A 23301-nucleotide genomic window follows, 5' to 3' on the forward strand; every position below is an offset into this window, starting at 1 on the left:
CAATGCTAGCCGCCATACGGAGGTCGAAGAATTTTCAGAAAGTCCCGTCATAACCGAGCGCTTGGCGCCTCTCTTAGGTGAGAGAGAACATTTAATGCATCTCGACTCAAGCGATACATATCGCCTAGTTGGGTCAATGACGATCGGGGAGACCGTGGCACATTCACGAGCACGATACGCGCAGGGGCCGCTGGCCCTCCACCGTCTGAGAAAGGTCGTCGCGTCACTCGCGGTCGTCCTTCTCGGAGTCTCCGGAGTCGCGCTCGGCGCCACGGCCGCGAACGCGGCAGACGAGGGCTTCACGCTCACGAAGTCGGTCATCGCACCCGATACGTCCGACATCGGCATCTCGAACGTCGCCGGAGTCGACGGCGAGGGGTTCACCTATCAGCTCGCGTACTCGTGCAGCACCTTCGACCCGGCCGGCTGTACGAGCGTGCTCATCCACGACGCCCTGCCCGCCGGCGTCGAGGTCGTCGGCGACATTCCCAGCAACTGGACCGTCGTCGGCACCGATGTCACGATCAACCTCGGCACGATCCCCCCGGGCAACGGCACCGTCTCCATCCCGGTGCGCTTCACCACCGACCCGGCGCTCGCCGCGAATGACACCGTCACGGTGAACAACACCGCCGACATCAGCGGCACGGTCGCCGGCGTGGGCAAGACGGCCGTCTCGCAGACCGTTCCGGCCACAGGTCGGGTCAAGCCCGTCGGTGGTGCGGATGCGCACAAGACCGCGACGCCCGACACGGTGGGCGAGTTCACCGGTCAGTCGGTCGCGTTCTCCCTCACCGGCACGAACGCCGGTACGACCGCCGCGTCGAGTATCGGCATCACCGACCTCGATCCGGCGTTCTTCGATGCGTTCGATGTCGCCTCGATCGACGCGCCCACCCTTCCTGCCGGCGCCACCTCGGCCGTCGTCGAGGTCTCGACCGACGGAACCACCTGGACGACCGTAGCGACTCCCTACACCCCGGCCGCACACATCCAGGGCATTCGAGTGACCTTCGACGGAGCTGCCGCCGGCAGCACGGGAACCCTGAACTACACGGCCACCCTGCGCGACAGCCTCGTCTCCAACGGCGCCCAGGTCGTCTCGGGTGGATCCACCGCCTACACGAACGACGCCGATGTCGACGTGCACTACGCAGACAGCGCCCTCGACCGCTCGCTCACCGCGTCGGCCGTCGTCACCGTCGCAGGCGAGGTCGTCTCCGCTCCGAGCGTGACGAAGACCTTCAGCCCCAACACCGTCATCCAGGGATACTCCGGAACGGTCGACACCACGATCTCCACCACCGGCGCCGGACAGGGTGGCGCCAAGACGGTCGTCATCTCAGACCCCGCCACCGCGGGCGGCGTCACCCCGTTCCCGAGCACGCTGGTGCTGAACGGAACCTTCACCGTGGCCTGGCCCGCAGGCGCCGAGGAGGCCACGCTCACTCTCTCCGACGGGTCGACGGCCACGATCGTCAACCCCACGACCACGTTCACCCTGCCGGCCGGAGTCGACCTCGCCACTCTCACCGGCTTCTCGGTCGAATTCGAGTCGACCTCCGGCGCTCCGATCGACTCCACGTTCACGGGCACGATCACCGCGGGCTCGACGCTCGCCGCCGGTGTCACCAACGACGTCTACAAGAACAACGCCGAGGTCGACGTCGACAGCGCATCGGGCAACTCGTCTGGCGAGACCGTCTCGCCCACCGTCGACTTCACGGTCGCCACGCCGCATGCCGAGATCCAGACGACGAAGGCGTTCACGCGTCCGACCGTGGTCCTCGGCTCCCCCACCCAGTCGAACGTCGTGCAGCTGCGCACCGTCTACGGTCCCACCGGATCGGGAACGAACGTGAACGCCGAGAAGGTCGTCATCCAGGACCCGGTCTCACTGCCGACCGCGGGAGTCGACGACTTCTTCGACGAGTTCGACCTCACGAGCATCAAGAGCGCGAACTGCAGTGCCGGAGACAGCCTGCTCGTCGAGATCTACAACGGAAGCGCCTGGGTCACCGTGACGAGCGACGCCTGCGCGAACACGCCCATCGCCATCACCGATCCCGACGCCCAGGGTGTGCGATTCACGTACTCGAACCCGAGCGGCATCCAGCCGGGACGCACGTTCCAGCCCGAGGTCGTCGTGAAGATGAGGGCGACCAACCGCGAGACCGGAGCCCCTGTCCTCACCCTCACGCCCCCGCTCAGCGGAACCGACCCGACCCGGGTCTTCACGAGCCCCGGCAACTGCTCCGCCGCATCCGCCTACCTGGCCGGCGCCACGGCACCCGCCTCGACAGACTCGCTCGCCGGCGACGAGTGCCCGGAGATCAAGACGGAGCAGCGCCGCAACAGCGGCACCGTCGGAATCACCAAGGTGCTGCACGGCACCGATGGCACCGACTCCGGAACAGAGGGATCCGGCGCGCCGATGCACGCCGACCTCCAGCTGAGCAGCCGACCCTCTGAAGACACGGCCACCCTGGTAATCGCCGACCCGCTGCCCGGTGACACCTACTCGCAGACCTTCGCGGCCGTCACGAACATCACCAAGGTCGGCCCGTACACCGTTCCGCAGTACGAGCAGGCGCGCATCGACTGGCTCGACGCCTCGGGCGCGGTCATCGCCTCGAGCCCGACCGTCACAGGCGCAGGAGTTCTCACCGCCGCCGGCGACCCGAGCTACGCCGGCTTCCGCTTCGTTCTCGAAGAGAACCCGGCCGACCCCGGAATCGACCCCGGAATCGAGGCCGCCACGTTCGACCTCGCGCTCAAGCTCGGAGTCGACTACACCCTGCGCGACACCTTCCGTGACGCGGTCGGCGGCCACGCGGCGGGAAGCCTCGTGCGCAACAACGTCTGCTACACCGAAGACGACAGCACCCTCACCGAGGGTCTCGACGGCAACCCCGACAACGCGGCGGAGTGCCAGCTCGACCACGGGCCGTTCAACGAGAACGGGTTCAACAACGATCTCGACAACATCAACGACGGCGGGTGGATTCTGAACAACGCCGAAGCGGTCGCGACGTACGTCGCCCCGAATGCCGAGGGCGACACCTCGGAGCGCGGCGAGACGAACCTGTACTCCCAGCAGATCTTCCGCATCACCAACAGCATCGCCAACGCCAAGCTGACCAAGTCGGTCGCACCGGATGCGTCGGTGCCGCTTCCCGAGACCGGGGTGCCGGTCGGCACGCTGCAGGAGCGCACGGTCAGCCTGAAGGCCGACAACATCTCGGGCAACCCTGTTCGCGGCCTCGACATCGTCGACACCGACGCCGACTTCTGGGCGACGTTCGAGCTGCTCTCGGTGTCGGCACCGATCACGCCCGCCGGATCGACCGTCACCTACGACGTCACCTACTCCGACGGAACGCCGGCTCTGACCGGCGTCGACGCGGCGGCGATCACCAACCTCGCCGCGGTCGACGGCATCGCGGCGCACGTGGTCGGAGCGATTCCGACGACAGGAACGGCGACGATCGCGCTGCAGGTGCGCCTGCGGAGCTCGGTGACCGCCGAGACGCAGGTGATCAACACGTCGACCGTCACCGCGGTCAGCCCGTTCGCCGACTCGCTTCCGAGCGACGACAGCGCCACGATCACCGTGCGCAAGCCCGGAACGAAGGTCGACACGAGCAAGGCGCTCACCTTCGCCCCCGGCTCCTCGACCGACATCGACTCGCATCCGGTGGTGAACGCGACCGTGCGCACCACCAACTCCGGTGAGCTCGGCCTCACGACCATCGTCTCCGAAGACGACGACATCCTGACGCCCTCCGACTACCCCGCCGGAACGACTCTGCCGACCAATACCGACGGTGACTTCTGGGCCGATTCCGACTTCGTCGGCGTGATCTCGATCACCGCCCCCGCCAGTGCAGAGACGGTGAACGTCGAGTACTTCGACGGCACGACGTGGGCCGCAGCGGCGAGCTACCCTGCCGCATCCATCGACATCGCGGCCCTGAACGCCGTTCTCGACGGCGTGACCGTCGAGGGTCTGCGGGTCAGCTACCTCAGCACCGCGGCAACCCCCATCGCCAACGGAGAGTTCGGAGAACTCGCGTTCGGCGTCTCGCTGAACGATCAGGCCGAGGCCGAGGCCGCCCTGACGAACTGCGCCGAGTCGGCGTACTCGACGGGTGCGGAGCTCTCGCACCTCAGCCCGTCGTGCGCGACCGTCACCCCGACATCCGGAACCCCGCAGGTGTCGGTGTCGAAGGTCTTCGCCCTCACCGGCCAGCCGACCGCGAGCGACAGCGCGGGAACGACGCAGCGCTACTCGATCACGGTGACCAACACGGGAACCCAGAACCTCGGATCGCACGGCAGCGTGTTCGAGATCGACGATCTGCTGCCCAGCACGCTGAGCTACAACGTCGCCACCGCCAACCCCGTGATCACCCTGCCCGCAACGGGACCGGTCGACTCGACGCTGGCAGGATCGCCCACGGCGACCGTCGTCGGCCAGACGGTCGTGTGGGCGTGGCCCGCCGGCCAGTACCTCGCCCCCGGCGAATCGGTGAACATCGCGGTGAGCCTCGATGTGGCCGCGGCGCTGCCGACGGGAACCACCGTCACCAACACGGCGGCGGTTCCCACCCACGGCGAGATCACCTGTGCACCCGGAACGGTTCAGCAGGGCGATGACTACTGCGTCTCGACAGCCGTGCTGAACGTGAACGCGGGCGGCGCCATCCGAGCGACCAAGTCGATCGACGGCGCATCGAACACCGGCGCGGCCGGCCCGAACACGACGTGCGAGTCGATGACCGGCTTCGTCTCCAACCCCTGCGCGGCCCTCACCCCTGCGGGCAGCACCTACACCTGGAAGCTCGACCTCCAGAACGCGGGCAACTCGACCATGCGCGACCTCGTCGTGATCGACCGCCTGCCGGCCGTCGGTGACACCGGCGCGTACCTGAACGTGTCGCGTGGAACGGAATGGCGCGGAACGCCGCTGACCGCACCCGTCGCATCCGGCGTGCCTGCCGGCGTGACCGTGGGCTACGAGTACCTGCCCGCGGGCGCCGACCTGAACGCCTGCACGGGGGAGGTCGCCACGGGTGCCGCGAAGTGCGGCGACTGGGTGGTTCTCGCCGCCGGCGCGGTCATCCCGGCCGACGCCCAGGCGCTGCGCATCGCCGCGGACTACGGCGTGGGCTCGAACCCAGTGTTCGCTGCTGGCGACCGCATCACGGTCACGTGGGACGAGACGGCTCCCGAGAACCTCACGGGTGCCACGGATTCCACGGACGCGAACGGCCAGCCCGCCCCCGACGGTCGACTGATCGAGTGGAACAGCTTCGGCTTCAGCGTTCACGAGATCGACTCGGGCGAGGTCTACCGCAACGAGAGCACGAAGGCTGCGGCACTGTTCGACAGCGCGGCGCTCTCCGTGACCAAGTCGGTCGCCAACGACACCATCGCGCCGACCGCGGCGTTCGGCGACTTCACGGTCGACTACTCCTGCGCTCCCCCGGCAGGATCCTCGGGTGCCGTGATCACCGGATCGTTCGTGCTCTCCGATGGAGAGACGGGCACCGCGCTCGGCCTGCCCACAGGAAGCGTGTGCACCCTGACCGAGCAGAACGCCCCGGCGAGCTTCTCATGGTCGACCCCGGATGCCGACACGACGACGGCGGGCTACCAGCTGGTGCTCGCGACGGCGTTCGGTTCGACCGCCTCGACGCTCACCAACCCGATTGCGGCGCAGAGCCTGACGATCGCCAAGAGCGTCGCCGGCGAGGTTCCGTCGAGCGCCGAGTTCGACTACACCGTGGTCTGCACGTTCGCCGGCGAGGATCTGGCGTTCGCCGACGGACCCGACTACTCGCTGCCCGCGGCGGGTGGCCGGATCGTCATCGACGGCCTGCCCATCGGCACGGAGTGCGTGGTGACCGAGACGAACAGCGGCGGCGCCCAGACGGTCACGATCAGTGACCAGAACGGTGGCACCCAGGTCGGAGACGGCATCACCGTCACCATCCCCGATGGAGGCGACCAGGTGACGATCACGAACAACTTCGGCACCAACGCCCTGACGGTCGCAAAAGACGTGAAGGGAACCCTCGACAGCGACATCGTTTTGGGCGACTTCTCGATCACGGTCGTCTGCTCCGACCCGGTGAACGGGGAGTCGACCCAGACCCTCACGCTGGCCGACGGCGGTTCGCAGACGCTCACCGACATCGCGAACGGCACGGAGTGCACCGTCTCCGAGCCCGCCCCGGGCAACAAGCACGCTCACTCCACGAAGATCTTCGTGAACGGCGTGGAGTCGGCGGACGGAACGATCGTCTTCGATGAGACCGGGCTCGGACAGACCATCCAGGTGGTCGTCGAGAACAGCTACGACACCGGCGCCCTCACGGTGAACAAGGTCGTCGAGGGTGACACCGACGCGGTCGACTTCACCTTCGCGGTGACCTGCACCTGGTTCGACCAGACGATCTCCGAAGACGTCGTCGTGCAGAACGGCGCCTCGGGCACCGTCACCGGCATCCCCGTCGGCGCCGAGTGCACCGTGGTGGAGCAGGACAGCGGCCAGAGCAGAGTCGTCTACGACGTCGAGGGTCCCTACGAGATCACCGCGGCCGGAACCGACGTCGCCGTGCAGGCCACGAACTACTACGAGGCAGACCTGACCGTCGAGAAGATCGTGTCGAACGACACCGTCCTCACCGACGAGCAGATCGCCGACCTCACGTTCACCATCGAGGTCACCTGCACCTACGGCGACACCGTCGTGAGCGAGACGTACGAACTCGCGAACGGCGAGCACGCCACGCTCGAGGGCGTGCTGGTGGGCAGCGACTGCATCGTCACAGAGACGGATGCCGACGGGGCCACCTCGACGGTCGTCACCATCGCGAATGGCGACGCAGACGGAACGGACACCGAGGGAACCTCGGCCGAGTTCGTGCTCGGCGCCGGCAGCACGACGGCCACTGTCGAGAACAGCTACGCGTCCACGGCGCTCGAGGTCACCAAGACCGTCACCGGTGCGGCACCGGCGGGAGCGCAGTACACCTTCCTGGTGCTCTGCACCTTCGAGGGAGCCACTCTCGAGCTCACCGGCCACTCGGGTCTGGAGGCCACATTCATGAACCCGGCCAGCCGGTTCGACCTCGCCGCCGGCGCGACCCAGCTCATCGACGGCCTTCCTGTCGGCACGAGCTGCGACGTCACCGAGTCCGATTCCCACGGCGCCGTCTCCACCACCTACGCGGTCGAGGGGTCGGCCGCAGCAGACAACGCCAAGGCGATCGTGTTGACGACCGCCTCCGCGGGAGCCGACGACGTGCGGTCGGTCACGGTGAAGAACACCTTCCCGGCCGCGGGCAAGGGCGGCACCGGCAACCCGATCGTCGATCTGGCGCACACGCGGGCGGGCGCGGTGTTCATCGCGCTGCTGTCGCTGTCGCTGGCGGTGGCAGGACTGGTGCTGCTGGTCGTGCGTCACCGCCGCCGGCAGCACGCCGAGTAGCGCGAGTCGCCTCCCGAAGGGCCTGTCACGCAGCAGCTGAAGCGTGACGGGCTCTTCGTCGTCGTTGGGTCGAGACGACTTGTTAGGGTAACCTTACCTTCGAGTCGAGGAGGCGAAGACATGGCACGGATGACGGCCCAGGCGCGCAGGATCAAACCCGGTATCACCGAGCTGCTGACGCTGCACGTGATCCGGCGCGAGCAGATCACGCCCTCCATGGCCCGGGTCACGCTCGGGCAGGGAGACATCGCGAAGTTCGTGCCGATGGGGTTCGACCAGTGGTTCCGCCTCTTCATCCCGGTGGCCGACAACGACTCGCTCTCGCGGCTGCCGCAGAAGCTGAACGCCCTCGCCTACGCCAAGTACCTGACCATCTCGAAGACGCATCGCCCTGTGCTGCGCAACTACACGGTGCGCGCCTACAGAGAAGACGGCCCCTCCGGCCCCGAACTCGACGTCGACTTCGTGCTGCACGGCGACGAGGAATCGGGCACCGCGGGCCCCGCCTCGAGCTGGGGCGGCCGTTGCGTGCCGGGCGACGCGGTGGCGATCCTCGACGAGGGCATCGGATTCGTGCAGCCCGCCGGTACGAACAGCGTGCTTCTCGTCGCAGACGAGACGGGCCTGCCCGCCGTGGCGGGCATCCTGGCCTCGCTGCCGGCCGACACCGTCGGCATCGCGCTGGTCGAGGTCGGGGCGACCGACGACATCCAGAATCTCGATGGCCCGGCCGGCGTCGACGTGCGGTTCGTCGTGCGACCGGATGCGCGTGACACCCCGGGCGTCGCCGTTCTCAAAGCGACCCAGGCGCTGCCCGCCCTGGGCGAGCGCTGCTTCGCCTGGACCGTGGGCGAGTCGGCCCTCGTCGCGGGCGCGCGCAGGCACTGGATCGCCACGGGGGTGCCCAAGGACAACATCATGTTCTGCGGGTACTGGAAGGCTTCTCACCACTGAACAGGGCCTTCTGCTAAGCTTCCAAGGTTGTCCGTTGCCAGTGGGAATCTCCTACGCGGCGGCGGGCCGATGCAGATACACCCTCCTGTCACAGACCGTCTGTGACCGAACTAGTCCGAAGGAGGTGGGTTTGTGACGCATCAGTACGAACTCATGGTGATCCTCGATCCTGAAATCGATGAGCGCACCGTGGCCCCCAGTCTCGACAAATTCCTCAACGTCATCCGCAAGGATGGCGGCACCGTCGACAACGTCGACATCTGGGGACGCCGTCGCCTGGCCTACGAGATCAACAAGAAGACCGAAGGCATCTACGCGGTGGTCAACCTGACCGCCAGCGCAGACTCGACCAAAGAGCTCGACCGCCAGCTGAAGCTGTCGGAGGCCGTCATGCGCACCAAGGTGCTGCGTGCCGAGGAGGCCATCGCGATGGTCGCCACCGCCGACAAGCTCGCCGCCGAGAAGGCCGCCCGCAAGGCTGCCAACCCGAAGGCCGCTGCCGCGCCCGCCGAGACCCCCGCTGCCGCTCCTGCTGCCGCGAAGTCCGCGCCGAGCGCCGCCTCGAAGGTCGCTGCTGCCGCCAAGGCTCCGAAGGCTGCCGCCGAGCCGGCCGCCGCCGACGAGTCCGCCAAGTAGTCGATCATGGCTGGCGAAACCGTAATCACCGTGGTGGGCAACCTCACCAGCGATCCCGAACTGCGCTACACGCAGAACGGGCTGGCGGTTGCCAACTTCACCATCGCTTCCACGCCGCGCACGTTCGATCGTGCCGCGAACGACTGGAAAGACGGCGAGGCTCTGTTCCTGCGCGCGAGCGTCTGGCGTGAATTCGCCGAGCACGTCGCCGGATCGCTGACCAAGGGAAGCCGCGTCATCGCGACCGGCCGCCTGCGCCAGCGCTCCTACGAGACGAAAGAGGGCGAGAAGCGCACCTCCATCGAGCTCGAGGTCGACGAGATCGGCCCCAGCCTGCGCTACGCCACGGCAAGTGTCACCCGGGCAGCCGGGGGAGCACGCCAGGGCGGCGGCCAGGTCGGTGGACCGAGCGGTGGAAACGACGAGCCGTGGGCCGCTTCGGCGCCCGCGCAGCCGGCTGCCGGAGCTGGAGCCGACGTGTGGAACACGCCGGGCAACTTCAGCGACGACACCCCCTTCTAACAACTTCGTTCTTTACTAGAACTCATCTGAAAGCAGATAAAAATGGCTGGAAAGTCAAGCGGCGACCGCCGCAAGCCGCTGCGCGGTGCCAAGGGCGCCAAGAACGCAGCTCCCGCGAAGTCCATTCGCGTGGGCGTCATCGACTACAAAGATGTCGCAACTCTCCGCAAGTTCATCTCCGAGCGTGGAAAGATCCGCGCTCGCCGCATCACGGGAGTCTCCGTCCAGGAGCAGCGCCTCATCGCCCGTGCCGTCAAGAACGCCCGCGAAATGGCTCTCCTGCCCTACGCCGGCTCGGGCAGGTAAGGAACCGACATGTCAAAACTCATTCTCACGCACGAGGTCTCCGGCCTCGGTTCAGCGGGTGACGTGGTCGAGGTCAAGAACGGCTTCGCTCGCAACTACCTGATCCCCCAGGGCTTCGCGGTCTCGTGGAGCCGCGGTGGCGAGAAGCAGGTCGAGCAGATCAAGGCCGCCCGCGTTTCGCGCGAGCACGCCACGATCGAAGAGGCCCAGCACCTCAAGCAGGTTCTCGAGGCTGCCGTCGTCAAGCTGACCGTCAAGGCCGGCGAAGGCGGACGCCTGTTCGGCTCGGTCAAGACCGCCGACATCGCTGACGCGGTCTCGGCTCAGGGTCTCGGCTCGCTCGACAAGAAGAAGATCGAGATCAGCCAGGCGATCAAGCTCACCGGAACCCACGAGGCCACGGTCAAGCTGCGCGACGACCTGGTCGCCACGATCACGTTGAACGTGGTCGCTGCCAAGTAGCGTCACCCGCACTCGGCGAGTGCACAAACGAATGGCGGTGGATTCTTCCACCGCCATTCGTCGTTGAAAAGCTTGCGCGCGCGGCGAGACCAGACCCACTTCGGGGGTAAGAATCGCTCGATTTTATGCACAGGCCAAATGTCAAATCCAAACCCTCAAGCTCTGCTGGAGGGATGTATTTATCCACGGTTGTGGAATCTCTGTAAGTGCTGGTCAAGCAGCCTTTATACCCAAATTTGGGTTTGAGTTTCCACAACGCTTTCCACAGTTTTACCCCAGACCTTCCGGCGTTTCTCCCACACTCTCCACAAGGTTATCCACAGGCCCTGTTTGGGATGTCCGACGCTACGGGTAGAACTGTGCAAGAACGATTCTGCGTGCGAACGCAGACGAAGGAGGACCCGTGTCGATAGCCCATCTCGGACTGTCCGGCCCGAACGACGGCCAACGGGGCGGCAACGCCGCTGGTGGCTCCTCGAGCGAGTGGCGGGCCGACTCACGCGGCGATCGCACCCCTCCCCACGACCTTCTGGCCGAACAGAGCGCTCTCGGCGGAATGCTGCTCAGCAAAGACGCGGTGGCCGATGTCGTCGAGGTCGTGCGCGGCGCCGACTTCTACATTCCCAAGCACGAGATCATCTTCGACGCCGTGCTCACCCTCTACTCGCACGGTGAGCCCACCGACGTGATCGCCGTCACCGACGAGCTCACGAAGATCGGCGAGCTGAGCCGCGCCGGCGGCGCGGAATACCTGCACACGCTCACGGGCCTCGTGCCCACCGCGGCCAACGCGGGCTACTACGCCAACATCGTCTCCGAGAAGGCCGTGCTGCGCCGCCTCGTCGAGGCCGGAACCCGCATCGTGCAGATGGGCTACGCCAGCGAGGGCGAAGTCATGGACCTGGTGAACAACGCCCAGGCCGAGATCTATGCCGTGAACGGCAACGTCGAGACCGAAGACTACGTGCCCCTCACGATCGCCCTCACCGCGGCGACCGACGAGATCGAGGCGGCGGCGGGCAAAGACGGCCAGATGACCGGAGTGCCGTCGGGGTTCACCGACCTCGACAACCTCACCAACGGCTTCCACCCGGGCCAGCTCATCATCGTCGCGGCCCGTCCCGCCCTCGGAAAGTCGACGCTCGCGCTCGACTTCTGCCGGGCCGCATCCATCAAGCACGACATGCCGGCCATCTTCTTCTCGCTCGAAATGGGCCGGGCCGAGATCGCCATGCGTCTGCTCTCAGCCGAGGCATCCGTGCCCCTGCAGATCATGCGCAAGGGCCAGGTCAACGGTCAGGACTGGACCAAGATCGCGTCGACCCGGTCGACCATCAACGACGCGCCCTTCTACATCGACGACAGCCCCAACATGACCCTGGTCGAGATCCGCGCCAAGTGCCGCCGTCTCAAGCAGAAGGTCGGCCTGAAGCTCGTGGTCATCGACTACCTGCAGCTCATGACCAGCGGCAAGAAGGTCGAGAGCCGCCAACAAGAGGTGTCGGAGTTCTCTCGTGCCCTCAAGCTCATGGCCAAAGAACTTCAGGTTCCCGTCATCGCGCTGTCGCAGCTCAACCGTGGTCCCGAGCAGCGCGCAGACAAGAAGCCGGCGATCAGCGACCTCCGCGAATCCGGATCGCTGGAGCAGGACGCCGACATGGTCATCCTGCTGCACCGCGAGGGCGCCTACGAGAAAGACAACCCGCGTGCGGGCGAGGCCGACTTCATCGTGGCCAAGCACCGCAACGGCCCCACCGCCACCATCACGGCCAGCTTCCTCGGACACTTCTCCCGCTTCGCGGACATGCCCCAGGCGTAGCGCGCGGATACGTACTCGTCGAGCTGCCTACGCGCGCGTCGTCATGCGCAGTTCGAGGGCCGACTCGGACTGCTGAGCGTGCAGGGTCACCTGCGGCGCACTGAGCTCGGCGAGGCTCGCCACGTGCGTGCCTCCGCACGGGATGCTCACGGCGTGGCCGTCGAGCATCGTGGTCCAGTAGCGGCGGTCGGTGAGGCGCTCGCCGTCTCGCTCGACGGAGGCCGCCGCGCCCGAGGCGACCCACGCCGACAGGCGCGCATCCACGCCCGTCTCGACCTCGCCGAGGTCGTCGACCAGTCGGGCCGGCGCGAAGCCCTTCTTGCGCAGCGACTTTCCGACGCGGTACACGTCGACCGAGCCGCGCTCCTCGATGCGCGAGGTCTCGATGGCCAGGGCGTCGAAGTTGGGCTGGTCGAGGGCGTCGGTCGACGCGGGCTTGCTCCACGACCCGGCGAGCTCGGCGTTGAGAGCGAGCGAGGCCAGATGGCAGGCCGTGTGGCCCACCGAGAGTGCGTGCCGGTAGTCGGCATCGACGGCGATGGATGCCTCGGCCCCCTCGACCAGGCCGGCCTCGGTGGCGAGGGCGTCGTCGACGAGGTGCGCTGTCACGAAGGCCCAGCCTTCGGTGCCCTTGCGCACCGGCACCTCGGCGCCGAGGAACAATGCGGTGCCGTCGGTGGCCCCGACGACGCAGTCGAGCACGTCGAGAACAGTGCCGTTCACGGTGATCGTCGCCCGGTCGGCGGGCTGGTCGGGCCAGGCGGAGTCGACGGGGTGGCAGGCCGAGCTGTCGAGCAACACCACACGTCGCCCATCGGCCACGGTCTCGGTGTGCAGCACGGTTCCGCTGGACCTGAGAGCGCCCGCCGGATAGCTGACAAGTGTGTCGAGGCGTGGAAGAGTCATGCGTGACAGCGTAATCAACAGGCAGGGAGTCGAACATGACCGCAGTAGAAGTGGCAACAGTCTCGTACACCGTTTCGGCTGACTATTTCGCAGAGGTCGGGGCCGATTTCAACAGCGAGGCCGTCGACGACGCGGTGCTCGCCGAACTCAACCGCATCGTTCCGAAGGGCGTGGTCGTTCACCGCAACGGCAAGGCGTTCGCCGAGCCCGAGGTCGCGGCGGCTGCACGCGACATCGACTGGGATGAGCTGCTGAAGCGCATCGATGTCGATCAGATCATGGCGACGCACGGGCGCTGATCGCTGCGCCCCTCAGTAGCTCAGGGGTGAACGCCGATCGCGCGGTGAACGGATGCGACGGCGCTCGCTCCCTCCCCCACGGCGGCGGCGACCCGCTTCATCGAGCCGTGCCGAACATCCCCCGCGGCGAAGAGCCCGGGAACGCTGGTCTCGAACGGGAGTGGCGCGCGGCCGAGTGAGGCGAAGGTGTCTCCGAGTGCCGCGGCATCGAGACGCGTGTCGGTGAGCAGGAAGCCGTTCTCGTCGGATTCGACTCCGGTGAGCCACTCGGTCGCGGGGGTGGCGCCGATGAAGCAGAACAGCCCCGTGTTCGGCAGGGCCGAACTGACGCCCGTCGCGCGGTTCGTGAGCGTGATCGACTCGAGCGAGTCCCCACCGTCGATGGCGGTCACCTCGGTGCGCGTGTGCACGGTGACGCGCGGGTCGGCGAGCAGCCGGTCGACGAGATAGCTCGACATCTCGGCGCGGATGTCGGCTCCCCGGATCACGAGACACACCGGGCTCCCCCGCTCGGCGAGGAACAGTGTGGCCTGGCCGGCCGAGTTCGCTCCCCCCACGACGGTCACCGGTTGTCCTGCCACGGCTCGAGCCTCGATCTCGGTGGCCGCGTAGTAGATGCCGGCCCCCTCGAAGTCGGACCAGCGTGGCAAGGGAAGGGCCCTGTACCGCGCGCCGGTGGCGATCACGACGGCTCGGGAGTGGATCTCGGTTCCGTCTTCGAGGACCACGCGCAGGCGTTCGCATCGGGAGTCGAGCGTGGTGACCGTGCAGGGGCTGTAGATGCGGGCGCCGAACTTGAGCGCCTGCACCGACGCGAGCCCGGTGAGCTCAGAGCCGCTCAGGCCGTTCGGAAAGCCGAGGTAGTTCTCGATTCGGGAACTGGCCGCGGCCTGCCCGCCCGGCCCCGTGGCATCCAGAAGAACCGTGTCGAGACCTTCGGATGCGCCGTAGACGGCGGCGGCGAGGCCCGCCGGTCCGGCTCCGATGACCGTGAGGTCGACCTGCTCGCCCGAGGGCCGCGCGTAAGAGAGGCCGATCCGCTCTGCGAGGTGCCCGGGTGTCGCCCGGGTGAGCACATCGGAGCCGAGCAGCACGACGGGCAACTCGGATGCCTCGACGCCGGCCGATTGCATCAGGGCGATTCCGGCGGCTCCGTCGGCGTCGAACCAGTGGTGGGCGAGTTCCAGCCGTGCCGCGTAGGTGCGCAGGGCGAGCGAAGCCGACGAGAGCGGGCTGCCGATGATCTCGATGCTGCGCGACGCGGTTCCCTGAAGGAGGGTTCGCCGAGCCTGGAGCGAGCGCAGGAGGATGCTCGACAGCTCCGGGTCCTCCGACATGATGCGGCGAAAGCTGTCGGGCGAGATACGGTGCATCACCCCGGCCGAGGTGACGCGGGCGGTGAGGAAGACGGTCTGGCCGGTGAGCAGGTTGAGCTCGCCCAGGAACCGCCCCGGCCCGTGCTGCGCGACGATGAGCTCGGGAGAATCCCGCGTGGCCTCTCGAACGATGTCGATCGTGCCGCTGTCGATCAGCACGAGGTCGTAGCTGCGGTCTCCCACCCGGAACAGGGTGTCGCCCACCTCGACGGCGACGGCGCGACCGAACGAACGCAGCCTCGACAGCTGCTCCTCGGTGAGAACGGGGTTGGATGCGCTGGGCTCGGTCGTCACACGCCCACCGTAATGCGGCACGGGTCGGCGCCGCTCCTCGAATCGTCGCATCCGGAGGGCCGCAGCGGCACTTTCCTAGACTGGGAAGCCGCAGCGACTTCTGTCGCCCGACCGATTGGACCTCATGGACACCGGCCTGCTCGCACTCATCGGCATAGGAATCGTCGTTCTCATCATTGCGATGAACGCCTTCAAGTACTGGACACGCCGCAAGCTGCGCACCATCAACACGGAGCGGAAGATCACGGTCACCGGCGAGGCCCTGACCGAGTTCGGCCGATCGGTCGTGCTCTCGGCCGATGCCGCAACGGTGACTGCCCTCATCGAGGCAATCCCGAAGAACAAGCTCGTCAGCCTCCGGCCGGGCGTCTGGGGACTCAAGTACGTGGAGCGCGACGATGTGATCGTCGAGCTGCGGAATGTCGACGGAGGGTCGGAACTGCTCGTCACGTCGATGCGCGAGTACTGGGATTCGCCGCAGGAGTTGCCGAAGTGGACGAACCTCGTCGAGAGAGTGACCCAGGCTGCCGCCGCGGCGGGTATCACCACACGACGGGGCGCCTACGGCTTCGCCTTCGAGGCGCCGTCGAAGGGCACGAACGGGCACGGTCGCTGGGTGCTCGCGGGATAGCGGAGCGGCAGCTGCCCGCTCGCTAGCGCGCTCGCTCTGCCTGCTCGCGGATCGAGTCGACCTCGGCCGCGTAGAGCAGCCCTGCGTCGATTCCGGTGGCGGGCAGGTGGCCGCCGAGCTCGAGGCTCATGATGCCGTGCAGCCTGGTCCAGGCGGTGAGGCCCAGCAGCAGGACCGAACGCGGATACTGGGCCAGCTGCGACCGCTCGGCCCACGCCTGGAGGGCGGTGTCGAGAGTGGGATCGGGCTGCGCCACGGTGTTCGAATCGGATTTCGACTCCGCCTTCGTCGCAGAGGCCGCGTCGGCCACGGCCGCGATGGCCTCGACGATCGTCGTCATGCTTCGGGATGCGGCGGGAATCGTCCTCTCGGGAGCGAGTTCCTGACCCGAGCCGATGCTGGTCTGAAAGATCAGGCGGTAGGCGTTCGGGTTGGCGAGAGCCCAGTCGCGGGCACCGTTGAGCACATCGGTCAGGTGCTGCCCCGCGTCGCTGCGATCCCGGGCGGCCTCGAGAACGGAGTCGGCGAAGTCGTCGTAGGCGTCGACCACGAGGTCGGCCAGCAGAGCGTCGCGGCTAGCGAAGTAGCGGTAGAGCGCGGCCGGCGACATCGCCATCTCGCGAACGATCCCGCTGAGCGTGACTGCGTCGGGACCGCCTTCACTGACCTGCTGCATGGCCAGCGTCTTGATCTCCTGAACGGTCTGGGAGCGTCGCTCCTGCCGTCGTGTGGGTCGGGGGCCCTGCTCGTTCATGGCGCATCCATTCTGTGAAATGTATTGACACCGTAACAGGTCCTACTTAGTGTGAAGGGTATTCACATAACAAATACTATTCACACAACGTAGGGATGACCGCCATGAACACGTTCGCCACAGCTCGCCCGGCCACGACGACCCGGGTCGTTCTTCCTGGACTCGTCGAACCCGACGGACTCGAGGTCGGCACGCACTCCCTCGCCGCACCCGGTCGAGGCCAGTTGCTGGTCGCCGTCGAGGCCACAGGCGTCTCATTCGCAGAGCAGTCGATGCGCCGGGGCCGATACTTCGGCCAGCCCGAATTTCCATTCACGCCCGGATACGACCTGGTCGGCCGGGTGATCGAGGTCGGGCCGGGCGGCGACACGGCCATGCTCGGTCGGCGGGTGGCCACTATGACGAAGACCGGAGCCTGGGCCGCGCACGCCGTCGTCGAGGCGCGCGACAGCATCCCCGTTCCCGACGGGGTGACGTCGGAGGATGCCGAGACGGTGGTCGTCAACGGGGTCACGGCCTGGCAGATGCTGCATCGCTCGGCCCGCGTGAAGCCCGGCCAGACGATCCTCGTTTTCGGTGCGAACGGCGGCGTCGGAGGAATCCTGATCCAGCTCGCGCGGCTGCACGGCGTGCACGTCATCGGGGCGGCGTCGCCCCGGCATCACGAGGCACTCCGCGCCGAGGGTGTGGTGCCCGTGGACTACGCCGACCCGGAGCTGGCGGCGCGCGTGCGCGAGCTCGCGCCCCACGGCGTCGATGCCGTGTTCGACAACGTGGGCGGCGAGATGACCAAGACCGCCTTCTCCCTTCTCGCCCGAGGCGGAAAGCTGGTGACCTACTCGATCATCACGGCTGTGAGCGGCGACGGTCCCCTGATGCTCCCGTTCGTCAAGGCGATCGGCCAGGCCCTGCTCTGGAGCGCGCTGCCGAACAGTCGCAGCGCGACCTTCTACGACCTCTGGTCCGGCCACCGCATGCGCCCCGCGACATTCCGGCGACACCTCGAGTCGGATCTCGGCCGCGTTCTGGCGCTCCTCGAAGACGGCACCATCAGCGCCAATATCGCGGCCCGCTTTCCTCTGGTCGAGGTGGTCGCCGCGCTGCGTCTGGCCGAGTCTCGCACGCTGAACGGCAAGGTCATCCTGCTTCCCTGACGCGCCTCTAGGCTGTGGGTCATGACCCTGCCGCGGCGATGATCGCCGTCACCGTGCTGCAGCAGTGCTCGCGCGCACTGACTGTCTCGCGCACACTGACTGTAAGGAGTGCCTCGTGACCAACGACGATCGCCGTCCCAAGTCCGTCTACGGCGTCGGCGACGAGCCGGATGCGCGATTCTCGCTGGCGAACGAACGCACGGCGCTCGCGTGGATGCGCACGGGCCTGGCTCTCGTCGCGGGCGGCGTCGCGTTGACGACGCTGGCCGTCGTCGCGGATCTCTCCGTCTTCGTCGACATCATGGCCGCCCTCGTCTGCCTGAGCGGCGGCATGCTCGCGGTCTCCGCCCTCGTCGGCTGGCGCCGGGTGGAACGCGCCATGCGGCTGTCTCTGCCCCTGCCGGCTCCGCGCATCCTCACCGGGGTCGGCGTGGGTATTCTCGTGCTCGCTCTCGTCTTCGCCGGATATGCGGTGTTCGAGGGGCTGAGCAGGTGAATGGACGAGCCGGTGAATGGATGCGCGGGTGAGCCGGTGAATGGACGAGCCGGTGAGAGGTGAGCCGGTGACGCGTGAGCCGGTGAGAGACCCGGGCCTGCAGCCGGAGCGAACCGCTCTCGCCTGGCGGCGCAGCGCACTGGCCGCGGCCGGGGTGGCGCTGGTCTGTTCGATCACCGCGGTGCGCGCGGGCGTTCTGCTCGTGGCTGTCGTGGCCGCACTTGTCGCGGGCGGAATCGTGGTGGCGTCGCTTCTTCCCGTCGTCCGGTCCCGGATGTCTGCCGGCGCTCGCGGCCGACACCCCTGGCCCGCACTGGCGCTGCTCGCGGCTTGCGTCTGCGCGGTCTCGGTACTCGGATGCGCGCTCGCCGTCGTCGGCGCGCTGCTCCCCTGACGTCGGACTGCGTTCACCTGCTGATCGGGGGGGGGGAGGGTGTTTCGTGGCGCGCGAAAGCGCTGAGCGTGCCCGCTCGAGCGTTCGGATCGGATGGGTCTGCGGGGTGATCTCGATACGCGGTGCTTGTTCCTCGCGCCGCTACTCGATCGGCGCAGGGATGGTCGCGGCAGCTCCTCGGGCGGCGCTGTGTGGAATCCGGGCGCGCTGCATTGCCGACGCTCGGCGGAGGCGCTCTCGTCGACCTTGCATCGGCCGAGTGGGCTGCCCTTCGACAAGCTCAGGGAACGGGGCGGGTGTTCTCGTGTCCCTTGCGTTGGTCGACGAGGCTTAGCCCTTCGACAGGCTCAGGGAACGGGGCCGCTGTTCTCGTGTCCCCTGCGTTGGTCGAGTGGGCTGCCCTTCGACGAGCTCAGGGAACGCCGCGGGTGTTCTCCTTCCCCCGCGTTGGTCGACGAGGGTTGGCCCTTCGACAGGCTCAGGGAACGGGGTGGCTGTTGTCGTGTCCCCTGCGTCGGTCGAGTAGGCCGCTTGCGGCCGTATCGAGGCCCACGGTGGCGGTTTAGAAGGGGCAGTCGGTGAGGTCCTCCTCATCCGTGATCCTCGTCGGGGTGGCGGCTGCCGCTGTTGCCGTGATCAGGGCTCGTGGTGCGGGCCTCATCCGGCCTTCGGGCCGGACCGTGTAGACGTGGCCTGCGGGTGAGGTGGCGGTCAAGGTGTCGTCTCCGTTCTGGATGAACTGCCACCTCGTGTGATGCTTCGCCCGATGATGGCCCGCACTCAACGGGGCGAGGTTCTCCGGGACTGTGCCGCCGCCGTAAGCGTGGTCCTCCGTGTGATCCATGTCGGCTTGCTCGGACGGGACAGTGCATCCCGGGAACACACATTCCGGGTGCACCAGCCGGGCGTGATCGATCATCACCGCGGTCGGCCGGTAGTCCCGCGGGTCGGTGGCGAGGATACGTCCCGTGATCGGGTCGGTGAGGATGCGCCGCCACGACGTCGCATCGGCCGTCAACTGGGCAGCGGTAGCGGGGTCGATGGGACCGTACCCACGGAGGATCGCCGCCTCGTCACCGACACCGAGGAGCGTCATCGCCGGAACCATGACATGCACCCTGCCGCGGATACCGCGGGTGGCTCCGGGGATCGACGGTTCTCCGTTGAGGAGCAGGTCGGTGAGAACGTCGACTTTCAGGTGTCCCATGCTCCGCGGGTCACCGGCCGTCTTCAACCCTGCGGCCAATCGGACGGCGCGGTCTGCGATCGCGTGGATTTCCGGTGCTGGGGCCAAGAGGGTGAGTTGGGCCATGCCGTCCGCTGCTGGATCGACATAGATCCGTCGCGTCCCCGCTGCTTTCTCTGCTCGTTCGATCGCGGTGGACGGTTGGGCGAGTTCGACCTCGTGGCGGGCCTTCTTCTCGAGCTGCTTCGGATTCACCTCCGCCGCAAGCACCGACAGACGGGCGTCGTGTCGAGGCCGTCGGCGTGCTTCGCAATGACTTCCGCGTGCTCCCACGACACGGCACCGGCGGCGACCGCCGCGAGGGTTGCGGGGAGGCGGTCGACGAGGGCTGTGCTGGTGTCGACGAGAACGGCGGTGCGGTACTCGGTTCGTCGAGTCAGCAGGGCGAGCTCGGTGAGGAGTTCGACCCGTTCGACCCGGGCGGTAGACCAGACCGGTCCGGCGGTGGACGTGTCGACGGGTGCCTGACGATGGAGCTCGCGGGCGGCGTCGGTGACGCGTCTGGCCCTGACTGCGGATAGCCGGGCTATCTGCGTGTCGAGGGCGGCGACCTCATCGAGCGCGACCACGTACGGGTCTGGCTCAGAGGGTGGGCTTTCGAATGTCATGGGACAAGTCAAACAGTGACCACCGACACTCGGTCCGAACCAGCATTCGACACTTGACCAGCGGAAACGTCTGTGGATAAGTATCGTGAGGGGTGGGCTGTGGAGGAGGAGAAGTCGTCGGGTTGCGGGCCCTTCGACAGGCTCAGGGAACGGGTCTCGACACGGCCGCGGGCGGCCTACTCGACCGGCGCAACGGGCGGAGCAGGGTCGGAACGGGCGTGCCCTTCGACAAGCTCAGGGAACGGGTCTCGACCGGGCGGGGTGCCCTTCGACAGGCTCAGGGAACGGGAACGGGGCCGGATACGGCCGCGGGCGGCCTGCTCATCGGGCGCGGGGGCGGCAGGGGCCTGCGCGCACATGTCCCCCGTGAGGGGGATGCGGGTGTCGGAGGCCTCCCCCTAGGGTTGAATCCACGAGCCGGGCTCGCAGCACTGCGGCTCGATTGTCCATCGCAAGACGGAAAGCAGGCGCCATGTCACTGACAGACCCAGCACAGACCGACCCAGCCCAGACGGCTCCAGCCCAGACATCCTCGGCCCACGCCGGTCCCGCCCAGACCTCTCCCGCGCAGGCCGACCCGGCCCAGGTTCTCCCCCCGGTCAAGGATGCCCATGGCCCGGCCCTCGAGATCCGGGGCCTCACGAAGCGTTTCGGCGCGAAGGTCGCCGTCGACAACCTGTCGCTGACCGTGCCGTCGGGCTCGTTCTACGGCCTCGTCGGCCCCAACGGAGCGGGAAAGACCACCACGCTCTCCATGGCGACGGGCCTCATGAGACCCGATGCGGGCGACATCGTCATCCACGGCGTGAACGTGTGGCACGACCTGCTGAAGGCGAAGCGCCTGGTCGGCGTGCTCTCCGACGGGGTACGGCTCTTCGACCGCCTCACGGGAACGCAGCTCGTGACCTACGCCGGACTGCTCAGCGGAATGGATCGCGCGACCGTGGCCGAGCGCACGAACGACCTGCTCAACCTGCTCGATCTCGAATCGGCCGGCGGCACCCTCGTGGTCGACTACTCGGCCGGAATGACCAAGAAGATCGCCCTGGCCTGCGCCCTCGTGCACGCACCGAGCCTGCTCGTTCTCGACGAGCCGTTCGAGTCGGTCGACCCCGTTTCTGCCGCGAACATCCGCGACATCCTCGACGGCTTCGTGAAGTCGGGAGGCACCGTGATCGTGTCGAGCCACGCCATGGACCTGGTGCAGCGCATGTGCGACCACGTCGCCGTGATCGCCCAGGGCCGAGTGCTCGCCGCCGGCACCACAGAAGAGGTGCGCCAGGGCTCCACGCTCGAAGACCGCTTCGTCGACCTCGTCGGAGGACGCCGCACAGGAGAGGGACCGGAATGGTTGCGACTCTCGTAAAACTGCGCTTTCTCATTCTCGCGAACAGCCTGAAGGGAAAGCCCTGGCAGATCGTCGCCGTGGTGATCGGCGCCCTCTATGGAATCGGTGTGCTCTTCGGCGCGGTGATCGGGCTCAGCGCCCTGAGCCTCGCCCCCACCGAACTGGCGCGCACCATCACGGTGCTGGCCGGTGCCGCGACGATCCTCGGCTGGATCGTGCTCTCGCTCATCGGGCCCGGAACCGACCAGACGGTCGAACCCTCGCGGCTCGCGATCTTCCCGATTCCCCTGAACAAACTCGTGCTCGCGCTCGCCGTCAGCGGCGTTCTCGGCGTTCCCGGAATCGTCACCTCGATCGCCGCCCTCTCGACGGCTGTGACGTGGTGGGCGCATCCACTCGCCGCCCTGGCGGCCGTCGTGTGCGCCGTGATCGGTGTGTTCACGTGCGTCGTCGGCTCGCGGGCCGTCACCGCTCTGAGCACGGGGCTCGGCTCCGGCCGTCGCTTCCGCGAGGCCAAGGGAATCCTGATCTTCATCCCCCTGATCCTTCTCGGCCCGATCATGATCGGTCTCACCGCGCTGGTGCGCGGGTCTCTGGATGCCCTCCCCGGCATCGCAGACATCGTCGCGTGGACGCCGCTCGGCGCGATCTGGTCGGTTCCCGGCTACATCGTCGAGGGGAATGGCGGCCGGGCCGCGGCCGGATTCGCCATCGGTCTCGCGACCCTCGCCATCCTGACCCTCGTGTGGCGGGCTAGCCTGCGGCACGCGCTCGAGAACCCCGCCCGTGCGTCGTCGCCCACGAAGAACGGAACCCGCAAGCTCGGTCTCTTCGGCGTGTTCCCGGCCACGCCCTGGGGTGCAGTCGCCGCGCGAGCACTCACGTACTGGCTGCGCGATCCGCGCTACGCGCAGTCGCTCATCGTCATTCCGCTGGTGCCCGTTCTGCTCTTCGTGTACTCGGGCAACATGGGCAGCAATGGCGTGATCAACGCGCTCGGCCCGGTTGTGGCACTGCTGCTGGCGCTGTCGATCTTCACCGATATCTCGTACGACAACACCGCATTCGCGCTGCACCTGTCGACGGGAGTGTCGGGGCGCGACGACCGGCTCGGTCGCGTGGTCGCCCTCGGCGTCTTCGCCGTTCCCGTCTCGGTGCTGCTGACGATCGCCTCGGTCTGGTTCACGAATTCGTGGCAAGTGCTGCCCGGCCTGCTGGGCATGGTGGTCGGCCTGCTGCTCTCGGGTTTCGCTCTGTCGTCGGTCATTTCCGGCAGGTTCGCTTTTCCCGTTCCGGCGCCGGGCGAGAGCCCGTTCAAGGCGCGGCCGGGCGGTGGCTTCATGCTGACCCTCTCGACCTTCGCCACGTGGGGCGGGCTCATCGTGCTCGTGCTGCCCGAGTCGGTTCTGGCCATCGTCGGCTTCGTCACGGGCGAGGCGATCTACGGCTGGCTCGCTCTGGTCGTGGCGTTGGTTCTGGGCTCCGTCATGCTCGTGATCGGAGTTCGCTGGGGCGGCTCGATCCTCGACCAGCGCGGACCCGAGCTGCTCGTCGAGCTGCAGTCCAACAAGTAGCTGCAGTCCAACAGCAAGCCAGCA

General features: G+C 67.5%; 18 protein-coding genes and 1 pseudogene. 14 read left to right on the plus strand and 5 right to left on the minus strand.

The genetic code is table 11. The features are described 5' to 3' along the window. Positions 1-154: 154 nt before the first annotated feature. The 7 genes and pseudogenes from ASF51_RS16730 to dnaB all read left to right on the plus strand — a co-directional run bounded on the left by ASF51_RS16730 (position 155) and on the right by dnaB (position 12197). Complete coding sequence (locus ASF51_RS16730; RefSeq protein WP_157412201.1) at positions 155-7498, plus strand: DUF5979 domain-containing protein; 7344 nt, start codon at positions 155-157, stop codon at positions 7496-7498. Positions 7499-7618: 120 nt separating this feature from the next. Further along, positions 7619-8452, plus strand: a complete 834-nt coding sequence (locus ASF51_RS16735; protein WP_055932624.1) for a siderophore-interacting protein — start codon at positions 7619-7621, stop codon at positions 8450-8452. Between the two features lie 153 nt (positions 8453-8605). Next, a pseudogene (rpsF, locus tag ASF51_RS16740) lies at positions 8606-8953 on the plus strand (30S ribosomal protein S6); the annotation flags it as partial. A gap of 141 nt (positions 8954-9094) precedes the next feature. Beyond that, positions 9095-9610 carry a single-stranded DNA-binding protein gene (locus ASF51_RS16745; protein ID WP_055932630.1) on the plus strand — a complete coding sequence of 172 codons (516 nt, stop codon included), beginning with the start codon at positions 9095-9097 and terminating at the stop codon, positions 9608-9610. Between the two features lie 42 nt (positions 9611-9652). Next, complete coding sequence (gene rpsR / locus ASF51_RS16750; RefSeq protein WP_022895757.1) at positions 9653-9916, plus strand: 30S ribosomal protein S18; 264 nt, start codon at positions 9653-9655, stop codon at positions 9914-9916. A 9-nt stretch (positions 9917-9925) separates the two neighbouring features. Next, the gene (rplI, locus tag ASF51_RS16755; RefSeq protein WP_055932633.1) at positions 9926-10378 is read left to right on the plus strand and encodes a 50S ribosomal protein L9; all 453 of its coding nucleotides are present in this window, start codon (positions 9926-9928) and stop codon (positions 10376-10378) included. 403 nt (positions 10379-10781) lie between these two features. Next, on the plus strand, positions 10782-12197 hold the full coding sequence (gene dnaB, locus ASF51_RS16760) for a replicative DNA helicase (RefSeq protein ID WP_055932636.1): 1416 nt from the start codon (positions 10782-10784) through the stop codon (positions 12195-12197). Between the two features lie 27 nt (positions 12198-12224). Here dnaB and ASF51_RS16765 read toward each other — a convergent pair whose 3' ends face one another. Further along, the gene (locus ASF51_RS16765) at positions 12225-13103 is read right to left on the minus strand and encodes a hypothetical protein (RefSeq protein ID WP_055932640.1); all 879 of its coding nucleotides are present in this window, start codon (positions 13101-13103) and stop codon (positions 12225-12227) included. A gap of 35 nt (positions 13104-13138) precedes the next feature. Here ASF51_RS16765 and ASF51_RS16770 point away from each other — a divergent pair, with 35 nt between their 5' ends. Further along, entirely contained in the window at positions 13139-13402 is a 264-nt protein-coding gene (locus tag ASF51_RS16770) for a hypothetical protein (RefSeq protein WP_055932643.1), read from the plus strand. Between the two features lie 20 nt (positions 13403-13422). Here the strand turns inward: ASF51_RS16770 and ASF51_RS16775 are convergent, their stop codons facing one another. Beyond that, positions 13423-15072, minus strand: a complete 1650-nt coding sequence (locus ASF51_RS16775; protein WP_055932646.1) for a cyclic nucleotide-binding domain-containing thioredoxin-disulfide reductase — start codon at positions 15070-15072, stop codon at positions 13423-13425. 124 nt (positions 15073-15196) lie between these two features. Between ASF51_RS16775 and ASF51_RS16780 the strand changes: the two genes are divergently transcribed. Then, entirely contained in the window at positions 15197-15703 is a 507-nt protein-coding gene (locus ASF51_RS16780) for a hypothetical protein (protein WP_055932649.1), read from the plus strand. A gap of 22 nt (positions 15704-15725) precedes the next feature. Here the strand turns inward: ASF51_RS16780 and ASF51_RS16785 are convergent, their stop codons facing one another. After that, a complete protein-coding gene (locus ASF51_RS16785; protein ID WP_055932654.1) occupies positions 15726-16457 on the minus strand; it encodes a TetR/AcrR family transcriptional regulator in 732 nt (243 codons plus the stop codon). Between the two features lie 95 nt (positions 16458-16552). Here ASF51_RS16785 and ASF51_RS16790 point away from each other — a divergent pair, with 95 nt between their 5' ends. From ASF51_RS16790 to ASF51_RS19465, 3 genes are all read left to right on the plus strand, one after another. After that, positions 16553-17611, plus strand: a complete 1059-nt coding sequence (locus ASF51_RS16790; RefSeq protein WP_200926153.1) for a medium chain dehydrogenase/reductase family protein — start codon at positions 16553-16555, stop codon at positions 17609-17611. Positions 17612-17726: 115 nt separating this feature from the next. Continuing rightward, complete coding sequence (locus tag ASF51_RS16795) at positions 17727-18107, plus strand: YidH family protein (protein WP_055932657.1); 381 nt, start codon at positions 17727-17729, stop codon at positions 18105-18107. Between the two features lie 67 nt (positions 18108-18174). After that, on the plus strand, positions 18175-18501 hold the full coding sequence (locus ASF51_RS19465) for a DUF202 domain-containing protein (RefSeq protein WP_200926154.1): 327 nt from the start codon (positions 18175-18177) through the stop codon (positions 18499-18501). Positions 18502-19063: 562 nt separating this feature from the next. Here the strand turns inward: ASF51_RS19465 and ASF51_RS19220 are convergent. Then, positions 19064-19708, minus strand: a complete 645-nt coding sequence (locus ASF51_RS19220; protein ID WP_157412202.1) for an HNH endonuclease signature motif containing protein — start codon at positions 19706-19708, stop codon at positions 19064-19066. Between the two features lie 230 nt (positions 19709-19938). After that, the gene (locus ASF51_RS19225; protein WP_157412203.1) at positions 19939-20355 is read right to left on the minus strand and encodes a hypothetical protein; all 417 of its coding nucleotides are present in this window, start codon (positions 20353-20355) and stop codon (positions 19939-19941) included. A gap of 472 nt (positions 20356-20827) precedes the next feature. Between ASF51_RS19225 and ASF51_RS16815 the strand changes: the two genes are divergently transcribed. Both ASF51_RS16815 and ASF51_RS16820 read left to right on the plus strand, forming a co-directional pair. Then, on the plus strand, positions 20828-21721 hold the full coding sequence (locus ASF51_RS16815) for an ABC transporter ATP-binding protein (protein ID WP_082480495.1): 894 nt from the start codon (positions 20828-20830) through the stop codon (positions 21719-21721). Further along, positions 21703-23277 carry a hypothetical protein gene (locus ASF51_RS16820; RefSeq protein WP_055932668.1) on the plus strand — a complete coding sequence of 525 codons (1575 nt, stop codon included), beginning with the start codon at positions 21703-21705 and terminating at the stop codon, positions 23275-23277. The genes ASF51_RS16815 and ASF51_RS16820 overlap by 19 nt, the downstream gene beginning before the upstream one ends. Positions 23278-23301: the final 24 nt, after the last annotated feature.

It is taken from the genome of Agreia sp. Leaf283 (assembly GCF_001422485.1).
In the GTDB taxonomy this organism is placed as follows: Bacteria; Actinomycetota; Actinomycetes; order Actinomycetales; family Microbacteriaceae; genus Agreia.

Bases quoted from the DNA above. Each gene is read 5' to 3' on its own strand.
- ASF51_RS16735 (WP_055932624.1), top strand. From the start codon at position 7,619: ATGGCACGGATGACGGCCCAGGCGCGCAGGATCAAACCCGGTATCACC.
- ASF51_RS16745 (WP_055932630.1), top strand. From the start codon at position 9,095: ATGGCTGGCGAAACCGTAATCACCGTGGTGGGCAACCTCACCAGCGAT.
- rpsR (WP_022895757.1), top strand. From the start codon at position 9,653: ATGGCTGGAAAGTCAAGCGGCGACCGCCGCAAGCCGCTGCGCGGTGCC.
- rplI (WP_055932633.1), top strand. From the start codon at position 9,926: ATGTCAAAACTCATTCTCACGCACGAGGTCTCCGGCCTCGGTTCAGCG.
- ASF51_RS16765 (WP_055932640.1), bottom strand. From the start codon at position 13,103: ATGACTCTTCCACGCCTCGACACACTTGTCAGCTATCCGGCGGGCGCT.
- ASF51_RS16770 (WP_055932643.1), top strand. From the start codon at position 13,139: ATGACCGCAGTAGAAGTGGCAACAGTCTCGTACACCGTTTCGGCTGAC.
- ASF51_RS16780 (WP_055932649.1), top strand. From the start codon at position 15,197: ATGGACACCGGCCTGCTCGCACTCATCGGCATAGGAATCGTCGTTCTC.
- ASF51_RS16785 (WP_055932654.1), bottom strand. From the start codon at position 16,457: ATGAACGAGCAGGGCCCCCGACCCACACGACGGCAGGAGCGACGCTCC.
- ASF51_RS16790 (WP_200926153.1), top strand. From the start codon at position 16,553: ATGACCGCCATGAACACGTTCGCCACAGCTCGCCCGGCCACGACGACC.
- ASF51_RS19220 (WP_157412202.1), bottom strand. From the start codon at position 19,708: ATGGGACACCTGAAAGTCGACGTTCTCACCGACCTGCTCCTCAACGGA.
- ASF51_RS19225 (WP_157412203.1), bottom strand. From the start codon at position 20,355: ATGACATTCGAAAGCCCACCCTCTGAGCCAGACCCGTACGTGGTCGCG.
- ASF51_RS16815 (WP_082480495.1), top strand. From the start codon at position 20,828: ATGTCACTGACAGACCCAGCACAGACCGACCCAGCCCAGACGGCTCCA.
- ASF51_RS16820 (WP_055932668.1), top strand. From the start codon at position 21,703: ATGGTTGCGACTCTCGTAAAACTGCGCTTTCTCATTCTCGCGAACAGC.